At 66.5% G+C, this 16,866-nt stretch carries 16 protein-coding genes; 13 read left to right on the forward strand and 3 right to left on the reverse strand.

Annotation, left to right across the window (positions count from 1 at the left end; all coding sequences use genetic code 11):
* The 7 genes from OEZ60_RS00005 to OEZ60_RS00035 all read left to right on the forward strand — a co-directional run.
* Positions 1-145, forward strand: a 145-nt coding sequence (locus tag OEZ60_RS00005; protein ID WP_263332696.1) for a 3-keto-5-aminohexanoate cleavage protein, incomplete at its 5' end; no start/stop codon positions are given.
* Positions 146-149: 4 nt separating this feature from the next.
* Positions 150-512 carry a hypothetical protein gene (locus OEZ60_RS00010; RefSeq protein ID WP_263331920.1) on the forward strand — a complete coding sequence of 121 codons (363 nt, stop codon included), beginning with the start codon at positions 150-152 and terminating at the stop codon, positions 510-512.
* A 112-nt stretch (positions 513-624) separates the two neighbouring features.
* A complete protein-coding gene (locus tag OEZ60_RS00015; RefSeq protein WP_263331923.1) occupies positions 625-2,085 on the forward strand; it encodes a carnitine 3-dehydrogenase in 1,461 nt (486 codons plus the stop codon).
* Positions 2,082-2,843 carry an SDR family oxidoreductase gene (locus OEZ60_RS00020; protein ID WP_263331925.1) on the forward strand — a complete coding sequence of 254 codons (762 nt, stop codon included), beginning with the start codon at positions 2,082-2,084 and terminating at the stop codon, positions 2,841-2,843. Before OEZ60_RS00015 ends, OEZ60_RS00020 begins: the two co-directional genes overlap by 4 nt.
* A gap of 3 nt (positions 2,844-2,846) precedes the next feature.
* A complete protein-coding gene (locus OEZ60_RS00025; protein ID WP_263331928.1) occupies positions 2,847-4,010 on the forward strand; it encodes an acyl-CoA dehydrogenase family protein in 1,164 nt (387 codons plus the stop codon).
* Positions 4,011-4,257: 247 nt separating this feature from the next.
* The gene (locus tag OEZ60_RS00030) at positions 4,258-6,255 is read left to right on the forward strand and encodes an acetate--CoA ligase family protein (RefSeq protein WP_263331930.1); all 1,998 of its coding nucleotides are present in this window, start codon (positions 4,258-4,260) and stop codon (positions 6,253-6,255) included.
* Positions 6,255-7,058: a carnitinyl-CoA dehydratase gene (locus tag OEZ60_RS00035; RefSeq protein WP_263331933.1), complete on the forward strand. Its 804-nt coding sequence runs from the start codon at positions 6,255-6,257 to the stop codon at positions 7,056-7,058. Before OEZ60_RS00030 ends, OEZ60_RS00035 begins: the two co-directional genes overlap by 1 nt.
* A gap of 219 nt (positions 7,059-7,277) precedes the next feature.
* On the opposite strand, the gene OEZ60_RS00040 is transcribed toward OEZ60_RS00035, so the two are convergent.
* The 3 genes from OEZ60_RS00040 to OEZ60_RS00050 form a co-directional block, all read right to left on the reverse strand.
* Positions 7,278-7,586 carry a HesB/IscA family protein gene (locus OEZ60_RS00040; RefSeq protein WP_263331935.1) on the reverse strand — a complete coding sequence of 103 codons (309 nt, stop codon included), beginning with the start codon at positions 7,584-7,586 and terminating at the stop codon, positions 7,278-7,280.
* A gap of 378 nt (positions 7,587-7,964) precedes the next feature.
* Positions 7,965-9,614: a hypothetical protein gene (locus tag OEZ60_RS00045; RefSeq protein ID WP_263331938.1), complete on the reverse strand. Its 1,650-nt coding sequence runs from the start codon at positions 9,612-9,614 to the stop codon at positions 7,965-7,967.
* Positions 9,615-9,707: 93 nt separating this feature from the next.
* Positions 9,708-10,034 carry a HesB/IscA family protein gene (locus OEZ60_RS00050; protein WP_263332699.1) on the reverse strand — a complete coding sequence of 109 codons (327 nt, stop codon included), beginning with the start codon at positions 10,032-10,034 and terminating at the stop codon, positions 9,708-9,710.
* An 80-nt stretch (positions 10,035-10,114) separates the two neighbouring features.
* On the opposite strand from OEZ60_RS00050, the gene OEZ60_RS00055 reads away from it, so the two are divergent.
* From OEZ60_RS00055 to OEZ60_RS00080, 6 genes are all read left to right on the forward strand, one after another.
* Positions 10,115-11,305: a deoxyguanosinetriphosphate triphosphohydrolase gene (locus tag OEZ60_RS00055; protein ID WP_263331941.1), complete on the forward strand. Its 1,191-nt coding sequence runs from the start codon at positions 10,115-10,117 to the stop codon at positions 11,303-11,305.
* A gap of 54 nt (positions 11,306-11,359) precedes the next feature.
* On the forward strand, positions 11,360-12,079 hold the full coding sequence (locus OEZ60_RS00060) for an AAA family ATPase (RefSeq protein ID WP_263331944.1): 720 nt from the start codon (positions 11,360-11,362) through the stop codon (positions 12,077-12,079).
* Between the two features lie 160 nt (positions 12,080-12,239).
* On the forward strand, positions 12,240-13,985 hold the full coding sequence (gene argS, locus OEZ60_RS00065) for an arginine--tRNA ligase (protein ID WP_263331947.1): 1,746 nt from the start codon (positions 12,240-12,242) through the stop codon (positions 13,983-13,985).
* An 82-nt stretch (positions 13,986-14,067) separates the two neighbouring features.
* The gene (locus tag OEZ60_RS00070) at positions 14,068-15,075 is read left to right on the forward strand and encodes an SPOR domain-containing protein (protein ID WP_263331949.1); all 1,008 of its coding nucleotides are present in this window, start codon (positions 14,068-14,070) and stop codon (positions 15,073-15,075) included.
* Complete coding sequence (locus OEZ60_RS00075; RefSeq protein WP_263331952.1) at positions 15,075-16,085, forward strand: glycoside hydrolase family 3 N-terminal domain-containing protein; 1,011 nt, start codon at positions 15,075-15,077, stop codon at positions 16,083-16,085. Before OEZ60_RS00070 ends, OEZ60_RS00075 begins: the two co-directional genes overlap by 1 nt.
* Complete coding sequence (locus OEZ60_RS00080) at positions 16,078-16,866, forward strand: segregation and condensation protein A (protein WP_263331954.1); 789 nt, start codon at positions 16,078-16,080, stop codon at positions 16,864-16,866. The genes OEZ60_RS00075 and OEZ60_RS00080 overlap by 8 nt, the downstream gene beginning before the upstream one ends.

Consider the following 16,866-nt stretch of genomic DNA (forward strand, 5'->3'; position numbering starts at 1 on the left):
GCTCGACAAGGGGGTGCTGGCGACCAACGCCCAGCTCGTCGAGCGCGCCGCGACCGTGGTGACGAACATGGGCGCGCGGGTGATCGGGCCCGAGGAGGTGCGGGCCAAGCTCGGGCTGACCAAGCGGGCGCCGAGAAAACGGTAAACCGATGGCCGTCGTCATGTTCCTTGCGTTGTTTTTGATGCTTTCGGCACCGGGATTCTTCATTCCCTACCTCGCGAGTACTTGGTGGCAACTCGCACTGATCGCCGCCCTGATCGGCGCGGCGGTCGTCACGTTCTATGTGCTCTGGATTCTGCCGAGGGGAGATTACGGGTTTCTCTTCGGTATGCCGATGCTGTTCATTGCGTTCGGTGCCCTGTTTGGGACCGTAACTCGCGGCATCATCATACACGGAAGAAGAAATGGTCTACTCCTTGAGTTCTTTGAGGAGTGGCGCGTAACAAGTCGAGGTCTCATCGCGATGGCGCTGACGGAAGTGGTACTTCCCGTCGTCGCACGCGGAACATGATGGGGGATGAAGTCCTGCACCGCGATCGCTGCTGCTCGACACTTTGCCATACACTTTGCCGACGTTTTGCCGACGCAAGGCAGACCGGCCCGAATGAAGGAATGAACACCCTATGACGCGCAAGGCAAGCATCATCGGCGGGGGCGTGATCGGCGGCGGCTGGGCCGCCCGCTTCCTGCTCAACGGCTGGGACGTTTCGGTGTTCGATCCCGATCCGCAGGCCGAGCGCAAGATCGGCGAAGTGCTCGCGAACGCGCGGCGGTCGTTGCCCGCTCTTTCGGACGTGCCGATACCGGCCGAGGGCCGCCTCAGCTTCGCTGCGAGCATCGCCGAGTCGGTGGAAGGCGCTGATTACATTCAGGAATCCGTCTCCGAGCGACTTCCTCTCAAGCATCGCGTCTTCGCCGAGATCCAGGCCGTCGCCAAGGGCGTCCCGATCGGGTCCTCGACCAGCGGTTTCAAGCCCTCGGAACTGCAGGAGGGCGCTGCGGACCCCTCGACGATCTTCGTCTCGCACCCGTTCAACCCGGTCTATCTCCTGCCCCTGTCCGAGATCGTGCCGAGCCCGAAGTCCGATCTGCAGATCATTGAAAATGCGAAGGAAATCTTGCGCGAGATCGGCATGTTCCCGCTCCATGTCCGCAAGGAGATCGACGCCCATATCGCCGACCGTTTCCTCGAGGCGGTCTGGCGCGAGGCGCTCTGGCTGGTGAAGGACGGCATCGCCACGACCGAGGAGATCGACGAGGCGATCCGCATGGGCTTCGGCCTCCGCTGGGGCCAGATGGGGCTCTTCGAGACCTACCGCGTCGCGGGCGGCGAGGCGGGGATGAAGCACTTCATGGCCCAGTTCGGACCCTGCCTGCAGTGGCCCTGGACCAAGCTCACCGATGTGCCCGAATTCACGGAAGAACTGGTCGACCTGATCGCCGGCCAGTCCGACGAGCAATCCGGCAAATACACGATCCGCGAACTGGAACGCATCCGCGACCAGAACCTCATCGGCTTTCTGCGCGCGCTGAAGGACCGGAACTGGGGCGCGGGCAAGGTGCTCCTCGACCACGACAAGCGCCGCAGCGCGGCGTTCCACGAGGCTGGAAAGACCGGCGCGGGCGCGCCGCTGGCAATGGCCGAGATGCAGGTCCTGCCGGGTTGGATCGACTACAACGGCCACATGACGGAAAGCCGGTATTTGTTTGCCTCCTCAGAGACTTCGGACGCGTTCCTGAGGCTCATCGGCGCCGACATGGACTATGTCGCGAAGGGGCACAGCTACTACACGGCCGAGACCCACATCATGCATCTCGGCGAGGCGAAGCTTGGCGACCGCCTGACCGGCACGCTCCAGGTTCTCCATGCCGACGAAAAGCGACTCCATGTATTCATCCGCATCCTGCGCGGCGACGAGGTGGTGGCGAGCCTCGAACAGATGCTGCTCCATGTCGACATGAAGGCCGGCAGAACCTGCCCGGCCGCGCCCGAGGTGCTGGCAAAACTCCTGCCCATCGCCGAGGCCCACGGCTCCTTGCCGCGCCCCGCAGCGGCCGGCCGTTTCGTCGGGCAGCGCAAGTGAACCAGCGGGTCCTCATCACCGCTGGAGCCGCCGGCATCGGCCTCGTCATGGCCCGGACCTTCGCCGCGGCCGGAGCCGAGGTCTGGGTCACCGATGTCGACGAGGCCGTGCTCAAGACGGTGCCAGCCGGCATCCGCGCCTCCCGCGTCAATGCCTCGGACGAGGCCGAGATGGCCGCTTTCTTCAAGGAAGTGAAGGAGATATGGGGCGGCGTTGATGTCCTCTGCGCCAATGCCGGGATCAAGGGCCCGACGGCCTCGGTCGAGGAAATGCCGCTCGAAGAATGGCGCGACTGCATCGCCGTCAATCTCGACGGCGCGATGCTGGCCGCGAAACATGCAAGCCCTCTGATGAAGGCCCAGGGCAAGGGCGTGATCCTCTTCACATCCTCCACCGCCGGGCTCTACGGCTTTCCCTACCGCGCGCCCTATGCGGCGGCGAAATGGGCGGTGATCGGGTTGATGAAGACCGTCGCGATGGAACTCGGTCCGCACGGCATCCGCGCCAACGCGATCGCGCCCGGATCCGTCACCGGCCCCCGCATCGACCGGGTATTCCATGCCGAGGCCGACGCCAAGGGCATGACCTACGAGGCAGTCCGCGACGGCTATGCCGCGGGCACCGCCCTTGGCAAGCTTTCCGACCCCGAAGACATCGCCAACATGGCGGTGTTCCTCGCTTCCGACGCCGCCCGCATGGTCTCCGGCCAGGTCCTGACCGTGGACGGCTTCACGATCAACCCCGACCCCAAGGTGTGAGAAATGGATTTCGGAGTGACCGAAGAACAGCGCATGATCGTCGACACGACGCGGGCCTTCGTTGAAAATGAACTCTACCCACACGAGGCCGAGGTCGAACGCACCGGCGAGCTGCGCATGGAGCTGATAAAAGAAATACAGGCCAAGGCGATAGAGGCCGGTCTTTATGCGGCCAACATGCCCGAAGAGGTGGGTGGCGCCGGTCTCGATACCCAGACCTGGCTCCTCTACGAGAAGGAACTCGGCAAGGCCAACTACGCGCTCCACTGGACCTGCGTCGCGCGACCCTCGAACATCCTTCTCGCCGGTACCGACGAACAAAAGGAGCGCTACCTCTTCCCCTGCATCCGCGGCGAGAAATGGGACTGTCTCGCGATGACCGAGCCCGGAGCGGGGTCGGACCTGCGCGGCATGAAGGCCTCGGCGCGGGAGGATGGCGACGACTTCGTCCTGAACGGCACCAAGCACTTCATCTCCCACGCCGACATCGCCGATTTCGCCATCACATTCATGGCCACGGGCGAGGAACAGACTCCGCGCGGGGTCAAGAAGAAGATCACCGCCTTCTTCGTCGACAAGGGCACCAAAGGCTTCACCGTGCGCGAGGGCTATCGCAATGTCAGCCACCGCGGCTATACCAACGCGGTCCTCGAGTTCGACGACTGCCGGCTGCCGAAATCGGCGGTGCTCGGCGAGGTCCACAAGGGCTTCGAGGTCGCAAACACCTGGCTCGGCGCCACGCGGCTCCAGGTCGCCGCGACCTGCCTCGGCCGCGCCGAACGCGCGCTCGGACATGCGGTCGCCTATGCAGCCGAGCGCGAGCAGTTCGGCCAGAAGATCGGCAAGTTCCAGGGAATCTCGTTCAAACTTGCAGACATGGCGACGGAACTTAAAGCTGCGGAACTGCTTACCCGCGAGGCCGCCTGGAAGTTCGATGAGGGCACGGTCACCGAGACCGACATGTCGATGGCCAAGCTGAAGGCGACCGAGACGCTGGCCTTCATCGCCGACGAGGCGATCCAGATCCACGGCGGCATGGGACTGATGGACGAACTACCCCTCGAACGCATCTGGCGCGACGCCCGCGTCGAGCGGATCTGGGAAGGAACGAGCGAGATCCAGCGTCACATCATCAGTCGCGAGCTTCTCCGTCCCCTGGGCGCCTGAGCCCGCGAAGCCGGGGGGCTGTCTGCCCCCCGGACCCCCCGAGGATATTTCCGAAAAGAAGAAGCAACGAAATGTTAACCCTCCGCAGACAGAGTGATGTCACGGTACAGGCGGGGACGCCGATGACCGTAAAAGGAGAAGGCGCTCTGCCCCGTCTGGGGCGGAGCGATTCTTCATTCTTCTTTCCAAAAATATCCCGGGGTCCGGGGCAGCGCCCCGGCGCCCTCCACGGGCGCGGAGGTCAGGCATGACACGTGACCTGTCCCGCCTGCTGCGCCCGCGTTCGATCGCCGTCATGGGGTCGGTCTGGGCCGAGAACGTCATTGCCCAGTGCCGCAAGATGGGCTTTGCAGGACCGATCTGGCCGGTCCACCCGACCAAGGTCGAGATAGGCGGGCTACCGGCCTTTCCGTCGCTTGCGGCGCTGCCTGAGGCGCCGGATGCGAGCTTCATCGGTGTCAACCGCCATGCCACGATCGAGGTCGTGGGCGAACTCGCCCGAACGGGAGCCGGCGGCGCGATTTGCTTCGCGAGCGGCTGGACCGAGGCTGGTGAGAAGGGCTTGCAGGATAGTCTGGTCGCGGCGGCGGGCGGGATGCCGGTGCTCGGGCCGAACTGTTACGGTGTGATCAACTATCTCGACGGCGCGCTTCTCTGGCCCGACCAGCACGGCGGGAAACGGGTGGACAAGGGGGTGGCGCTACTCTCCCAGTCCTCGAACATCGTCATCAACCTCACGATGCAGGCGCGCGGTCTGCCGATCGCCTATGTCGCCTGCCTCGGCAATGCCGCGCAGATCGGGCTTGCTGAGCTGGCCGGCGCTCTTCTGGCCGACGACCGGGTCAGCGCGATCGGCATGTATGTCGAGGGGATCGACGATGCCCCGGCCTTCGTAGCGCTGGCCGAGGCGGCACGGGCCGCCGGCAAGGGCGTGGTCTGCGTGAAGTCCGGCAAGACCGAGGCGGCGCAGAGCGCGGCGGCCTCGCATACAGCGGCCCTCGCCGGGGGCGGTGCGGCCTCCTCCGCCTTCCTGCGACAGTCCGGTGTCGCGGAGGTGAACACGCTCGCGGAACTCATTGAGACGCTGAAGATATTCCACGTTCATGGGCCGCAGATCGGCACCAGGCTTTGCTCGCTCTCCTGCTCGGGCGGTGAGGCGGGGCTGGTGTCGGACCTCGCCGCGCCGTTCGGGCTCGACTTCCCGACGCCGAGCCCCGGCCAGCGCCGGCGGCTCGGCGAGATTCTCGGGCCGATCGTCGCGATCGCCAATCCGCTCGACTACCATACGTTCATCTGGGGTGACGGGCCGCGCACCACGGATGTCTTCACGACGATGCTCGAGGGTTACGACGCGGGCCTTTTCGTCATCGACCCGCCGCGCCCCGACCGCTGCGATCCGTCCTCGTTCCAGCCCGCGCTCGACGCGATCGAGGCTGCCGGAAGGGTGACCGGCAAGCCGGCCTTCCCGGTCGCCTCGCTGCCGGAAAACTTCGACGAGACGCGGGCCGAGGCGCTGGTCGCGCGCGGCATCGCGCCCCTTATGGGGCTCGAAACCGCGCTCGGGGCGCTGAAGGCGGCACAGACCCAACCGGGGCAGCCCGGCTGGCGGCCCGCGCCGGCGCTCGAGCCCCGCGCGACACGGCTTCTCGACGAGGCAGAGGGCAAGCGGCTCCTCGATGCCGCGGGCGTGGCGATCCCGCGCGGGGTGATCGGCGCGACCTTGGCCGAAGCGCGAGAGAAGGCGGCGGGCCTCGCGGCGCCCCTCGTGCTGAAGGGGCTGGGCTTCGCCCACAAGACCGAGGCGGGCGCGGTACGGCTCGGGCTCGACACGCTCGATGGCGAGACCGGGATCGAGGGGGCCACGGGGTATCTCGTCGAGGAGATGGTGACCGGGGCGGTGGCCGAGATCCTGCTCGGGCTCCGGCGCGATCCGGTCTACGGGGTGACGCTGACGCTCGGCCTCGGCGGCGTGGCGGCGGAGCTTCTCGCCGACACGGTGACACTGGTGCTGCCGGTCGGCGAGGACGAAGTGCTCGCTTCCATGCAGCGGCTTCGGCTCTGGCCGCTGCTCGACGGCTATCGCGGCCGGTCGCGCGCCGACATGGTGGCGGTGGCGGTGATCGCGGTGAGGCTCGGGCGGGCGATGCTCGACCGGCCGGAACTGGAGGAAATCGAGATCAACCCGATCCTCGTCCGGCAATCGGGCGCGGTGGCGGTGGACGCACTGATACGGGAGGCTGTGTGATGGCGGAGATGCAGATGCGGACCGAGGGGCCGGTCCGGACCAGGCGCGAGGGCGGCATTCTCGAGGTGACGCTCGACCGGCCCAAGGCCAATGCGATCGACCTCGCGACGAGCCGGGTCATGGGGTTGGTGTTCCGCGACTTCCGCGACGACGAGACCTTGCGCGTCGCGATCCTGCGCGCCGAGGGCGACAGGTTCTTCTGCCCCGGCTGGGATCTCAAGGCCGCTGCAGGTGGCGACGCGGTTGACGGCGATTACGGCGTGGGGGGCTTCGGCGGCCTTCAGGAACTGCCCAATCTCAACAAGCCGGTGATCGCGGCGGTGAACGGCATCTGCTGCGGCGGCGGGCTGGAACTGGCCTTGTCGGCCGACCTGATCCTCGCGTCCGACAACGCCACCTTCGCGCTCCCTGAGATCCGCTCCGGTACGGTGGCCGACGCCGCCTCGATCAAGCTGCCGAAGCGCATTCCCTACCATGTCGCGATGGACCTGTTGCTGACCGGGCGCTGGTTCGACGCCGAGGAGGCATTGCGATGGGGGCTCGTGAAGGAGATCACGTCGCCGGATGAGCTTCTCGCCAAGACCTGGGAACTTGCGCGACTTCTCGAAAGCGGGCCGCCGCTCGTTTATGCCGCGATCAAGGAGGTCGTGCGCGAGGCCGAGGCGATGCGTTTCCAGGACGCGCTGAACCGGATCACCAAGCGGCAGATGCCGACCGTGGACCGGCTCTATGGTTCCGAGGACGTGCTCGAAGGCCAGCGCGCCTTCGCCGAGAAGCGCGATCCGGTCTGGAAGGGGCGTTAGAGCGGAGCCCGATCCGGGGCGTCCGGACGAGGTAGGGTGCTTTCCACGCCCGTAGCGGTGGAGGGAGAGGGCTGGACGCCCAGAGATCCCGAAGGCTCAAGGCCCCCCCACCCCCATCCCCTCCCCACGAGGGGGAGGGGAGGTGCCCGGTTCTGGCGCGTTTACTTGCGGCCCGGTTGTGGTCCGGGCGCGAGCCGGCGTGGCACCTTACGGTTGGGGTCAGATCGCGAAACTTGTGCCGCAGCCGCAACTCGATGTCGCGTTCGGGTTCTCCACCACGAATCGCGCGCCGATCAGCTCGTCGGCATAGTCGATCACCGCGTTCTGCAGGAAGGGCAGCGACACGCTGTCCACCAGAACCTTCTGGCCCTCGCCCTCGAGCACCAGGTCGTCCGGCGCGGGATCGTCGAGCCGGATGTCGTACTGGAAGCCCGAGCAGCCGCCGCCCTCGACAGCCACCCGCAAGGCCTTCGCCTCGCCGCTCGCCGCGTTGATCTCGGCCAGGCGCGCGAAGGCGCGGGGTGCCACTTAACAACGCCAGCTTGTAGCCGTAATTTGGCCAAGGCAACGCGTTACTTTTCGGCAGGAAAAGGCCGTAGAGCCGGATCGCCAGCCGGTCGACCGCAGTCGCCGCAATCCAGCGCGCCTGGTTTAAAGCGTAGTCGCACGCAAGGCCGCGAGTCACGTCCTCGAGCGGCAATCTTGACAGGATCGCCACGCCACCGGAGTTCTTCGGGCCTTGGATTCCTACGATATTGGCACGAACCTTGAAGATATCGCCAGGGAAGGCTTCATCGCCCGATCTGATCTCCTACAGGAACACCAGTTCGGGCGAAGCCTCGTTACGCCAGACGGGGAGAACCTCCTTCCGCGCATAAGTACTGTCAATGTTAAGCTTGGCAATCTTCATGCAGATTTAAGGGATTCGCTGATGCGAGCGCGAATCCGTTGATAGCCAACCACCTCCGGGGCCAGTTCCAATGCTTGGTCGATCGCTGATAGGGCGTCCTGCGGGCGGCCGAGGTCCAAGCGGATGTCGCACAATAGGCGGTAAGCCAGATGGTTCGCGGCCCGGTTGCCGTCGACCATGTTCATGAGGCAAGTCTCTGCCTCGTCAAAACGTTGGGCTTTCTGCAGGACCTTGGCCTTCGCCATGCCAATCGCGATCCGGGCTGAATCGGGCGCGGTTAACTCAAGTTCTCTCAGAACCGCGATGGCCTCGCCGTCACGGCTCATCGCGCTTAGGATACGGCCGTGCAGGATTCCGAGCTGCCGTACACGTGGAAAAGCCTTCCGGCTGGTTTCGATGGCTTCGAGCGCTGCCTCAAGCTTTCCAAGTCGGAAGTGATGGTCTGCAAGCAACTGGTGAAATCGCGGCTCGGCCGGAAACTGCTCGAGCGAAATCGCCAGAAGACAAGAGAGCTTGTCGCTGTCGTCGCGCCGCCGGGCCAGTTCTACCCGCATACGCAAAGCAGCGCGAGTTCGAACATCCTTCGCCTCGAGTTGATCTATCAGATCTTCCACTTCCTCCAAGCTCCGATACGACGCAACCAACTCGGCAAGGTTCGAAATGCCTTCGTTCGTCACCTCCGGATCCTGGCGGACCGCCTCGAGCATGGCATCGAGCACGGTGGATACGTCGTGGTGCTTCGCATCGAACTTGAAGTTCGATGGATAGTCGTTCGGAGCTTTCAAGACGAGAATCCCGTCATTGTCGCGCTGAATGGCAAAGATCTCCGTGGCGGCCGGATCGATCTTTGTTTCTGGAAAATGCACCGCTATCTCGCGGTGATCGACTTCGATGAATCGGCGAACGAGGTCTTGACCGTCCAAGGAACCATCTATCATCAGGGCGCCCGGACTCGGTATGCGCGCAAAGGCTTCGCGCCAGTCGCCGTTCGGATCCACACGTTGAAGCGGATACTCGGCCTCCGTTATGCTCATACATTCGTCCGCGCCGCCGACCTTTTGCAGCACGACGATGTTGTGGACCCGCACCATGGATCTGATCTCGGCAGGCGCGCGATCCGACCCGAGCTTCTCAAAGACGTCTGCGAAATAGCCAACCGAATTGGGCGGCGTCAGATCGATTGAGCCGCCGGACTGTGGAAAAAATGCTGTCTGCAGATCCTCGATCGCGTAGTAGCCGCCAGGCGTCAGGCCGGTCCACAGGATTCGATAGCTCTCGAGCACATGGTCGTTTCTGTGGCTGCCATCATCGATGATGATGTCAAACGGTCCGCGTTCATCTTGGATCTCACGCAGGAACGCCTCATCAATCTGGCTGCCTTGAAAGATCTTGACACGTGGACCTAGGTCGATCGTCTTCTTGTGAATGTCGAGCGATGTGATCTCGCCGTTCGGGAAATAGTCTCGCCACATGGCGAGTGAATGTCCGCCGCGATCTTCGTCTTGGAAGCCGCCGACACCGATCTCGAGAAGCCGCACGGGTCTGTTTCGTAGATGGCCAAAGAGCCTGTGGTACACCGGCGTATAGTGATGAAGCCCAAACTTGTCCGTGCCATGACGCACCGCGAACCGCGAAAGATCGTCCAAGATCACCCTTCCTCTGACTGCTGTACCAGTTCGGCGGCGAGACTAGAGTAAGGATGCCGCGCTGGATAGCTGCGAATGCTCGCGGCCCATTGATCAGATCGCGAAACTTGTGCCGCAGCCGCAACTCGATGTCGCGTTCGGGTTCTCCACCACGAATCGCGCGCCGATCAGCTCGTCGGCATAGTCGATCACCGCGTTCTGCAGGAAGGGCAGCGACACGCTGTCCACCAGAACCTTCTGGCCCTCGCCCTCGAGCACCAGGTCGTCCGGCGCGGGATCGTCGAGCCGGATGTCGTACTGGAAGCCCGAGCAGCCGCCGCCCTCGACAGCCACCCGCAAGGCCTTTGCCTCGCCGCTGGCCGCGTTGATCTCGGCCAGGCGCGCGAAGGCGCGGGGCGTGACTTTCGGCGGCAATGTCAGGTCCATGACGGAATCCCATGTCAATTCGCGGGCAATGCCCATATATGATCGCGCGAAAGACGCGACAAGAACAGGCCGTCATGACGCTTGCACCCTATGCCTGCCACCCGGAGACCTCGCGTGGCCGGCTCTTCCCGGAAACCATGTCCACCTTCCGCTCGCCCTTCCAGCGTGACCGCGACCGGATCATCCATTCCTCCGCCTTCCGGCGCCTCAAGCACAAGACACAAGTGTTCGTCGAGCATGAGGGCGATTATTACCGTACCCGGCTCACCCATACGATCGAGGTGGCGCAGGTCGCGCGCACCATCGCCGGGACGCTCGGCCTCAATGTCGAGCTGGCGGAGGCGGTGGCGCTGGCCCATGACCTCGGCCATCCGCCCTTCGGCCATACCGGCGAGGACGCGCTTCACGAGCTGATGGCACCCTACGGCGGCTTCGACCACAACGCGCAGGCGATCCGCATCGTCACGCGGCTTGAGAGGCACTATGCCGATTTCGACGGGCTGAACCTGACCTGGGAGACGCTCGAGGGCATCGCCAAGCACAACGGTCCGGTGATCGGTCCGAACGCGCAGGGCTCGCATTCCGTGGCCGACCCGGCCGACATGCCCTATGCGCTGGCCGAGGTGAACGCCCAATACGATCTGGAGCTTCACACCCATGCCTCGGCCGAGGCGCAGGTGGCGGCGGTGGCCGACGACGTCGCCTACAACCACCACGACCTCCACGACGGGCTCCGCGCCGGGCTCTTCTCCGAGGCGGACCTGATGGAGTTGCCGGTGACCGGCCCCGCCTTCGAGGAGGTCGACCGGCTCTATCCCGGCCTCGACCCCTCGCGCCGCCGCCACGAGGCGCTGCGCCGGGTCTTCGGGGTGATGGTCGAGGATGTCATCGCCGTCGCCCGCAACCGGCTGGAGGCGAGCCAGCCCCAGTCGGCGCAGGAGATCCGCGAGATGGAAGGGCCGATCATCCGGTTCTCGAAACCGCTCTACCAGAACCTCAAGGCGATCAAGTCGTTCCTCTTCACCCGCATGTACCGCGCGCCCTCGGTGGTGCGCGAGCGCCAGCGGGTGACGGCGATGGTCAAGGATCTCTTTCCGCTCTTTCTCGAAGAGCCGTCGCTCCTGCCGGACGAGTGGCACGCCGACATCGCACGGGCGCAGGACCGGACCGAACTGGCCCGCGTCGTCCTCGACTATGTCGCGGGCATGACCGACCGCTTCGCGATCCAGGAGCACGAGCGGCTCTGCCGGGCCGGGGCGGCCTGAGCGGTGGCGCGGAGGAAATTCACCACCAGCCTCCCCGCGCCTTATCTGAAACGGGTGACGGTCATCGCCGAGAAGTACGATCCGGGGCAGGGCTATCCCTTCGACCTGCCCTGGCTCGACGCGGATTTCGCGCTCGACTTCACCACGCCCGTCACCGTGCTCGTCGGCGAGAACGGCACCGGGAAGTCGACCCTGATCGAGGCGCTTGCAGCGATGGCCGGTTACGACGAGGCGGGGGGCGGCAAGGGTTACCGTCCGTTGGACCACTCGCGGGCGCTCGAGAAAAGCGGCGCCGCGCTCGGCGGAACATTTCGCGGCGGTTGGCTGCCGAAGGTCACCGATGGCTGGTTCTTCCGTGCCGAGAGCTTCTATACGGTGGCCCGCCATCTCGACGAGGCTGCGCTCGACGCGGGAGAAGCGCCGCCCGACTTCCTGTCCTGGTCGCATGGCGAAGGCTTCCTGCGCGTCTTCGCCGAACGCTGCCGGCGACAGGGCATCTACTTCCTCGACGAACCTGAAAGCGCGCTGTCGCCGCGCCGCCAGCTCGAGCTCCTGCGGCTCCTGAACGAGATCCAGACCGGCGCCGGGGCGCAGGTGATCATGGCGACCCATTCACCGATCCTGATGGCGCTGCCCGGCGCCCGCTTGCTGGAACTCACCCGGCTCGGCATCGCCGAGACCGACTACCGCAACACGCGGCACTTCCGGCTCTACCGCAGCTTCGCGGCCGATCCCGAGGAGTTCATCGCCGAGGCGCTGCGCGGCGAGTGGTGAGGCAGACCGGCAACCGCCCCTTCATCTTGTCCGAACATCCCCGGGGGTGCGGGGGGCGGCGCCCCTGCCGGGTCGGCCGGCCGATACCCCGCCCGCGCAGCCTGAGCATTGACGCCGCAAACCGCCTCTGGCATGGCAACCGGGACGGAAGGATATGCAGATGAACCTCTTTGCCGAAATCCGGGCGCTTGTCGTCGAAAGCCTCGCCGACATGGCCGCCAGGGGTGAGCTGCCCGCGGGGCTCGACATGGCCAATGTCGCGGTGGAACCGCCGCGTGACGCCGCGCATGGCGACATGGCGACCAATGCCGCGATGGTGCTCGCCAAGCCCGCCGGCCTCGCGCCGCGCGTGATCGCGGAGACGCTGGCCGCGCGCCTCGCGGCCGATCCGCGCATCACCACCGCCGAGGTGGCGGGTCCGGGTTTCCTCAATCTCCGCCTCGCGCCCGCCGTATGGCAGGGGGTCGTCGGCGCCGCGCTGGCCGAAGGCCGCGATTTCGGCCGTTCGGCTTTGGGGCAGGGGACCCGCGTCAACGTCGAGTTCGTCTCCGCAAACCCGACCGGGCCGATGCATGTCGGCCATACCCGCGGTGCGGTCTTCGGCGACGCGCTGGCGGCGCTGCTCGACTTTGCCGGCTTCGACGTCACCCGCGAATACTACATCAACGATGGCGGGGCGCAGGTCGACGTGCTCGCCCGCTCGGCCTATGAGCGCTACCGCGAGGCCAACGGCCTCGATCCCGAGATCGCCGAGGGGCTCTATCCCGGCGATTACCTCATTCCCGTGGGCGAGGCGCTGAAGGCCAAGTACGGCGACACGCTGCTCGACCGGCCCGAGGCCGACTGGCTCGCCGAGGTGCGCGAATTCGCCACCGCCGAGATGATGGCGATGATCCGCGAGGATCTGGCGCTCCTCGGCGTCAGGATGGATGTCTACTCATCGGAGAAGGCGCTCTACGGCACCGGCAAGATCGAGGGCGCGATCGACACTTTGCGCGGCATTGGGCTGATCTACGAGGGTACGCTGGAGCCGCCGAAGGGCAAGCTGCCCGAGGACTGGGAGGAGCGCGAGCAGACGCTGTTCCGTTCCACCGCGCATGGCGACGACGTCGACCGGCCGGTGAAGAAGTCGGACGGATCCTGGACCTATTTCGCGCCCGACATCGCCTACCACTACGACAAGGTGACGCGAGGCTACGATCTCCTGATCGACATCCTCGGCGCCGATCACGGCGGCTATGTGAAGCGGCTGAAGGCGGTGGTCTCGGCGCTGTCGGGCGGCAAGGTGCCCCTGGAGGTCAAGCTCATCCAGCTCGTCAAGCTCTGGAAGAACGGCGCGCCCTTCAAGATGTCGAAGCGCGCGGGAACCTTCGTGACGCTCCGCGACGTGGTCGAGCAGGCCGGCGCGGACGTGACCCGCTTCGTGATGCTTACCCGCAAGAACGACGCGGCCCTGGACTTCGATTTCGACAAGGTGCTGGAACAGTCTAAGGACAACCCGGTCTGGTATGTGCAGTACGCCCATGCCCGCGTCTCTTCGGTGATCCGCAAGGCGACCGCGGCCGGGATCGCGGCGGATGACGCCACCCTCGCGGCGGCCGACCTCGCGAAACTCGGCCACGAGGCCGAGATCGGACTCGCGAAGAAGATCGCCGAATGGCCGCGTCTCGTCGAGATCGCCGCGCGCGGGCAGGAGCCGCACCGGATCGCGTTCTACCTCTACGAGCTTGCCTCCGATCTCCACGCGCTCTGGAACCGCGGCAACGACGATGCCTCCTTGCGCTTCCTGCAGGAGGGCGACGCGGCCACGAGCCAGGCCAAAATCGCGCTCGCGCGGGCCACGGGCGTTGTCATTTCGGCGGGTCTTGGTATCCTTGGCGTGACCCCGGCCGAAGAGATGCGCTGACACAAGACGCCAGCCGGGACGACGCAGGCAAGACGGACCCGGCGCCGCCGAATACGGGCGCGGCGCGCGAGCGAGGCAGAGCATGGCGGAAGCGGATTATGACGACTACGACGCCTATGACGGCTACGCCGAGGCGGCGTTGGCGCGCGCCCGGCGCGGTGGGGCGGTTCAGAAATGGATCAACGGCGCCGGGGCGGTCACGTCGCTCGCGCTGATCGTCGGGTTGGGTATCTGGGGATACAATCTCGCGGTGCGTGACGTGCACGGCGTCCCCGTCGTGCGCGCGCTGGAGGGGCCGGCGCGGATCGCCCCGGAAAACCCCGGCGGCGAGCTTGCGTTGCACCAGGGCATGGCGGTCAACGAGATCGCCGCCGACGGCGCTGCGGGCGACCCAGCCGAGACGCTGACCCTCGCCCCACGGCCCGAGGGGCTGGCCGAGGAGGACCAGCCGATGGGCGCGATCGCCGAGGCCGGCGGCCAAACTGCACCCGGCGACCATGCCGGCACGGTGGAACCCGCGCCGCTCGATCCCGCTCTATCCGGCGAGGAAGCCCCGGCGCTGCTGGAGCCGCTGCCCGATGGGCCGGTCGAGCCGGTCGTCGGGCTCGAGACCGAACTCGCGGCGGCCGGGGCACCGTTCGTGGCCCCGGACGTGATCGCCTCCGACATTCCCGGCGTCGCGGTCTCGCGCCGCCCCGCTGCACGGCCCGGAAGCGCCGCAATTGCCGATCCGGGCTCCGACGCGGCGATCGACCCGATGGCCGAAGCTGCTGCCGCCGCTGTGGCGCTGGCGCTCGCGCCGCAGCTCGCGGCCGATGTGGCGCCCGGATCGCTGGCCACGGGCACGCAACTCGTGCAGATCGGCTCCTACCCCGGAGAGTCCGAGGCGCGGCTCGAATGGGACAAGGCGTCGGCGCGGTTCGGCGCGCTCATGGACGGCAAGCGCCGGGTGATCGAGCCCGCGGAAAGCGGCGGCCAGACCTTCTACCGGCTGCGCGTGGAAGGCTTCTCCGATCTCGACGACGCCCGGCGCTTCTGTGCCGCGCTCAAGGCCGAGAACGCCGAATGCGTGCCCGCCGAGGTGCGCTGATGACCCAGTCCGCGACGATCCTCGGCTGCGAGGGCAGCCGGCTCGGCACCGACGAGGCTGCGTTTTTCCGCGAGGCCGATCCCTGGGGCTTCATCCTCTTTGCCCGAAATGTCGAGACACCGGACCAGCTCCGTCGCCTGACAGGCGATCTGCGTGCCGCGGTCGGCCGCGAGGCGCCGATCCTCGTCGACCAGGAGGGCGGCCGGGTCCAGCGGCTCGGCGCGCCGCACTGGCGCGAATGGCTGCCGCCACTCGATCAGGTCGCCCGGACGGCGCCGGAGGCGATGGAGCGCGGCCTCTACCTCCGCTACCGGCTGATCGCGGCGGAGCTGCGGGCGGTCGGCATCGACGCGAACTGCGCGCCGACGGCGGACATCGCCGGGCAAGACACCCATCCGTTCCTGAAGAACCGCTGCTTCGGAGCCGACGCCGCGACTGTGACGCGGGCGGCACGCGCCTCGGCCGAGGGCCTGCTTCAGGGCGGGGTCCTGCCGGTGATGAAGCACCTCCCCGGCCACGGTCGCGCGGTGGTGGACAGCCACCTGCAGCTGCCGCGCGTGGGCGCGGCGTTGGGCGATCTCGACGCCACCGACTTCGCCCCGTTCCGGGCGCTCGCCGATCTGCCGATGGCGATGACCGCCCATATCGTCTTCGACGCGGTTGACGCGGAGCGGCCGGCCACCGCCTCGGCGGCGGCCATCGCACTCATCCGCGACAGGATCGGCTTCGGCGGGCTCCTGATGACTGACGATCTGTCGATGGAGGCGCTTTCGGGTACGCTTGGCGAACGCGCGGCGGCTGGGATCGCGGCGGGCTGCGACATCGCGCTCTACTGCAAGGGCATCCGCGCGGAGGCCGAGGCCGTCGTCGTCGCCTCCGGTCACCTCTCCGGCGCAGCCGCGGCGCGCGCCGAGCAGGCGCTGGCCTGCCGCCGGCCCCCCGATGCCATTGACACGGCCCTTCTGGAAGCCGAACTTGAGGCCCTTCTGATGGGGCGGGTCCATGGCTGAACCGACAGCGTTCGAGGAAGACCGGACCTCGGTCAGCGAGCGCCTCGCCGCCGAGGCGCTGATCGTTGATGTCGACGGCTTCGAGGGGCCGCTCGACCTCCTCCTGACGCTGTCGCGCACCCAGAAGGTCGACCTGCGCAAGATTTCGGTGCTGCGGCTCGCCGAACAGTACCTTTCCTTCGTCGACAAGGCCAAGGTGCTCCGGCTTGAACTCGCGGCCGATTACCTTGTGATGGCGGCCTGGCTCGCCTTCCTGAAATCGCGCCTGCTGCTGCCGCCCGATCCCGAGGACGAGGGTCCCTCGGGCGAGGAACTGGCCGCCCATCTCGCCTTCCAACTCGAACGGCTGCAGGCGATGCGCGAATCCGCCGCCCGCCTCATGGCGCGCGACCAGAAGGGACGCGACTTCTTCGTGCGCGGCGTGCCCGAGGACGTGATGCGGGTGCGCAAGGTCACCTATACCGCGACGCTCCTCGACCTGATGCAGGCATATGCCCGGATCCGCACCCGCGATGAATTTCGCCCCTATGCGATGGACCGCCACCATGTCTTCACCATGGAACAGGCGCTCGACCGGATGCGCGGCCTGATCGGCTACGCCGGTGACTGGACCGACCTCGCCGTCTACCTGCCCGAGGGCTGGACCGCCGATCCCGCGCGCCGCCGCTCGGCCACGGCGGCGACCTTCGCGGCCTCGCTGGAGCTTGCCAAGCAGGGACAGATCGAGTTGAGACAGGCCGAGACCTTCGCGCCCATCGCCATCAGACGGAAAGAGACGTGA

The organism is Albidovulum salinarum (genome assembly GCF_025673475.1).
GTDB lineage: Bacteria > Pseudomonadota > Alphaproteobacteria > Rhodobacterales > Rhodobacteraceae > Albidovulum > Albidovulum salinarum.

Coding starts and splice junctions, on each gene's coding strand:
- OEZ60_RS00035 (WP_263331933.1), top strand. CDS start 6,255: ATGGCGGAGATGCAGATGCGGACCGAGGGGCCGGTCCGGACCAGGCGC.
- OEZ60_RS00080 (WP_263331954.1), top strand. CDS start 16,078: ATGGCTGAACCGACAGCGTTCGAGGAAGACCGGACCTCGGTCAGCGAG.
- OEZ60_RS00070 (WP_263331949.1), top strand. CDS start 14,068: ATGGCGGAAGCGGATTATGACGACTACGACGCCTATGACGGCTACGCC.
- argS (WP_263331947.1), top strand. CDS start 12,240: ATGAACCTCTTTGCCGAAATCCGGGCGCTTGTCGTCGAAAGCCTCGCC.
- OEZ60_RS00055 (WP_263331941.1), top strand. CDS start 10,115: ATGACGCTTGCACCCTATGCCTGCCACCCGGAGACCTCGCGTGGCCGG.
- OEZ60_RS00015 (WP_263331923.1), top strand. CDS start 625: ATGACGCGCAAGGCAAGCATCATCGGCGGGGGCGTGATCGGCGGCGGC.
- OEZ60_RS00010 (WP_263331920.1), top strand. CDS start 150: ATGGCCGTCGTCATGTTCCTTGCGTTGTTTTTGATGCTTTCGGCACCG.
- OEZ60_RS00030 (WP_263331930.1), top strand. CDS start 4,258: ATGACACGTGACCTGTCCCGCCTGCTGCGCCCGCGTTCGATCGCCGTC.
- OEZ60_RS00075 (WP_263331952.1), top strand. CDS start 15,075: ATGACCCAGTCCGCGACGATCCTCGGCTGCGAGGGCAGCCGGCTCGGC.
- OEZ60_RS00025 (WP_263331928.1), top strand. CDS start 2,847: ATGGATTTCGGAGTGACCGAAGAACAGCGCATGATCGTCGACACGACG.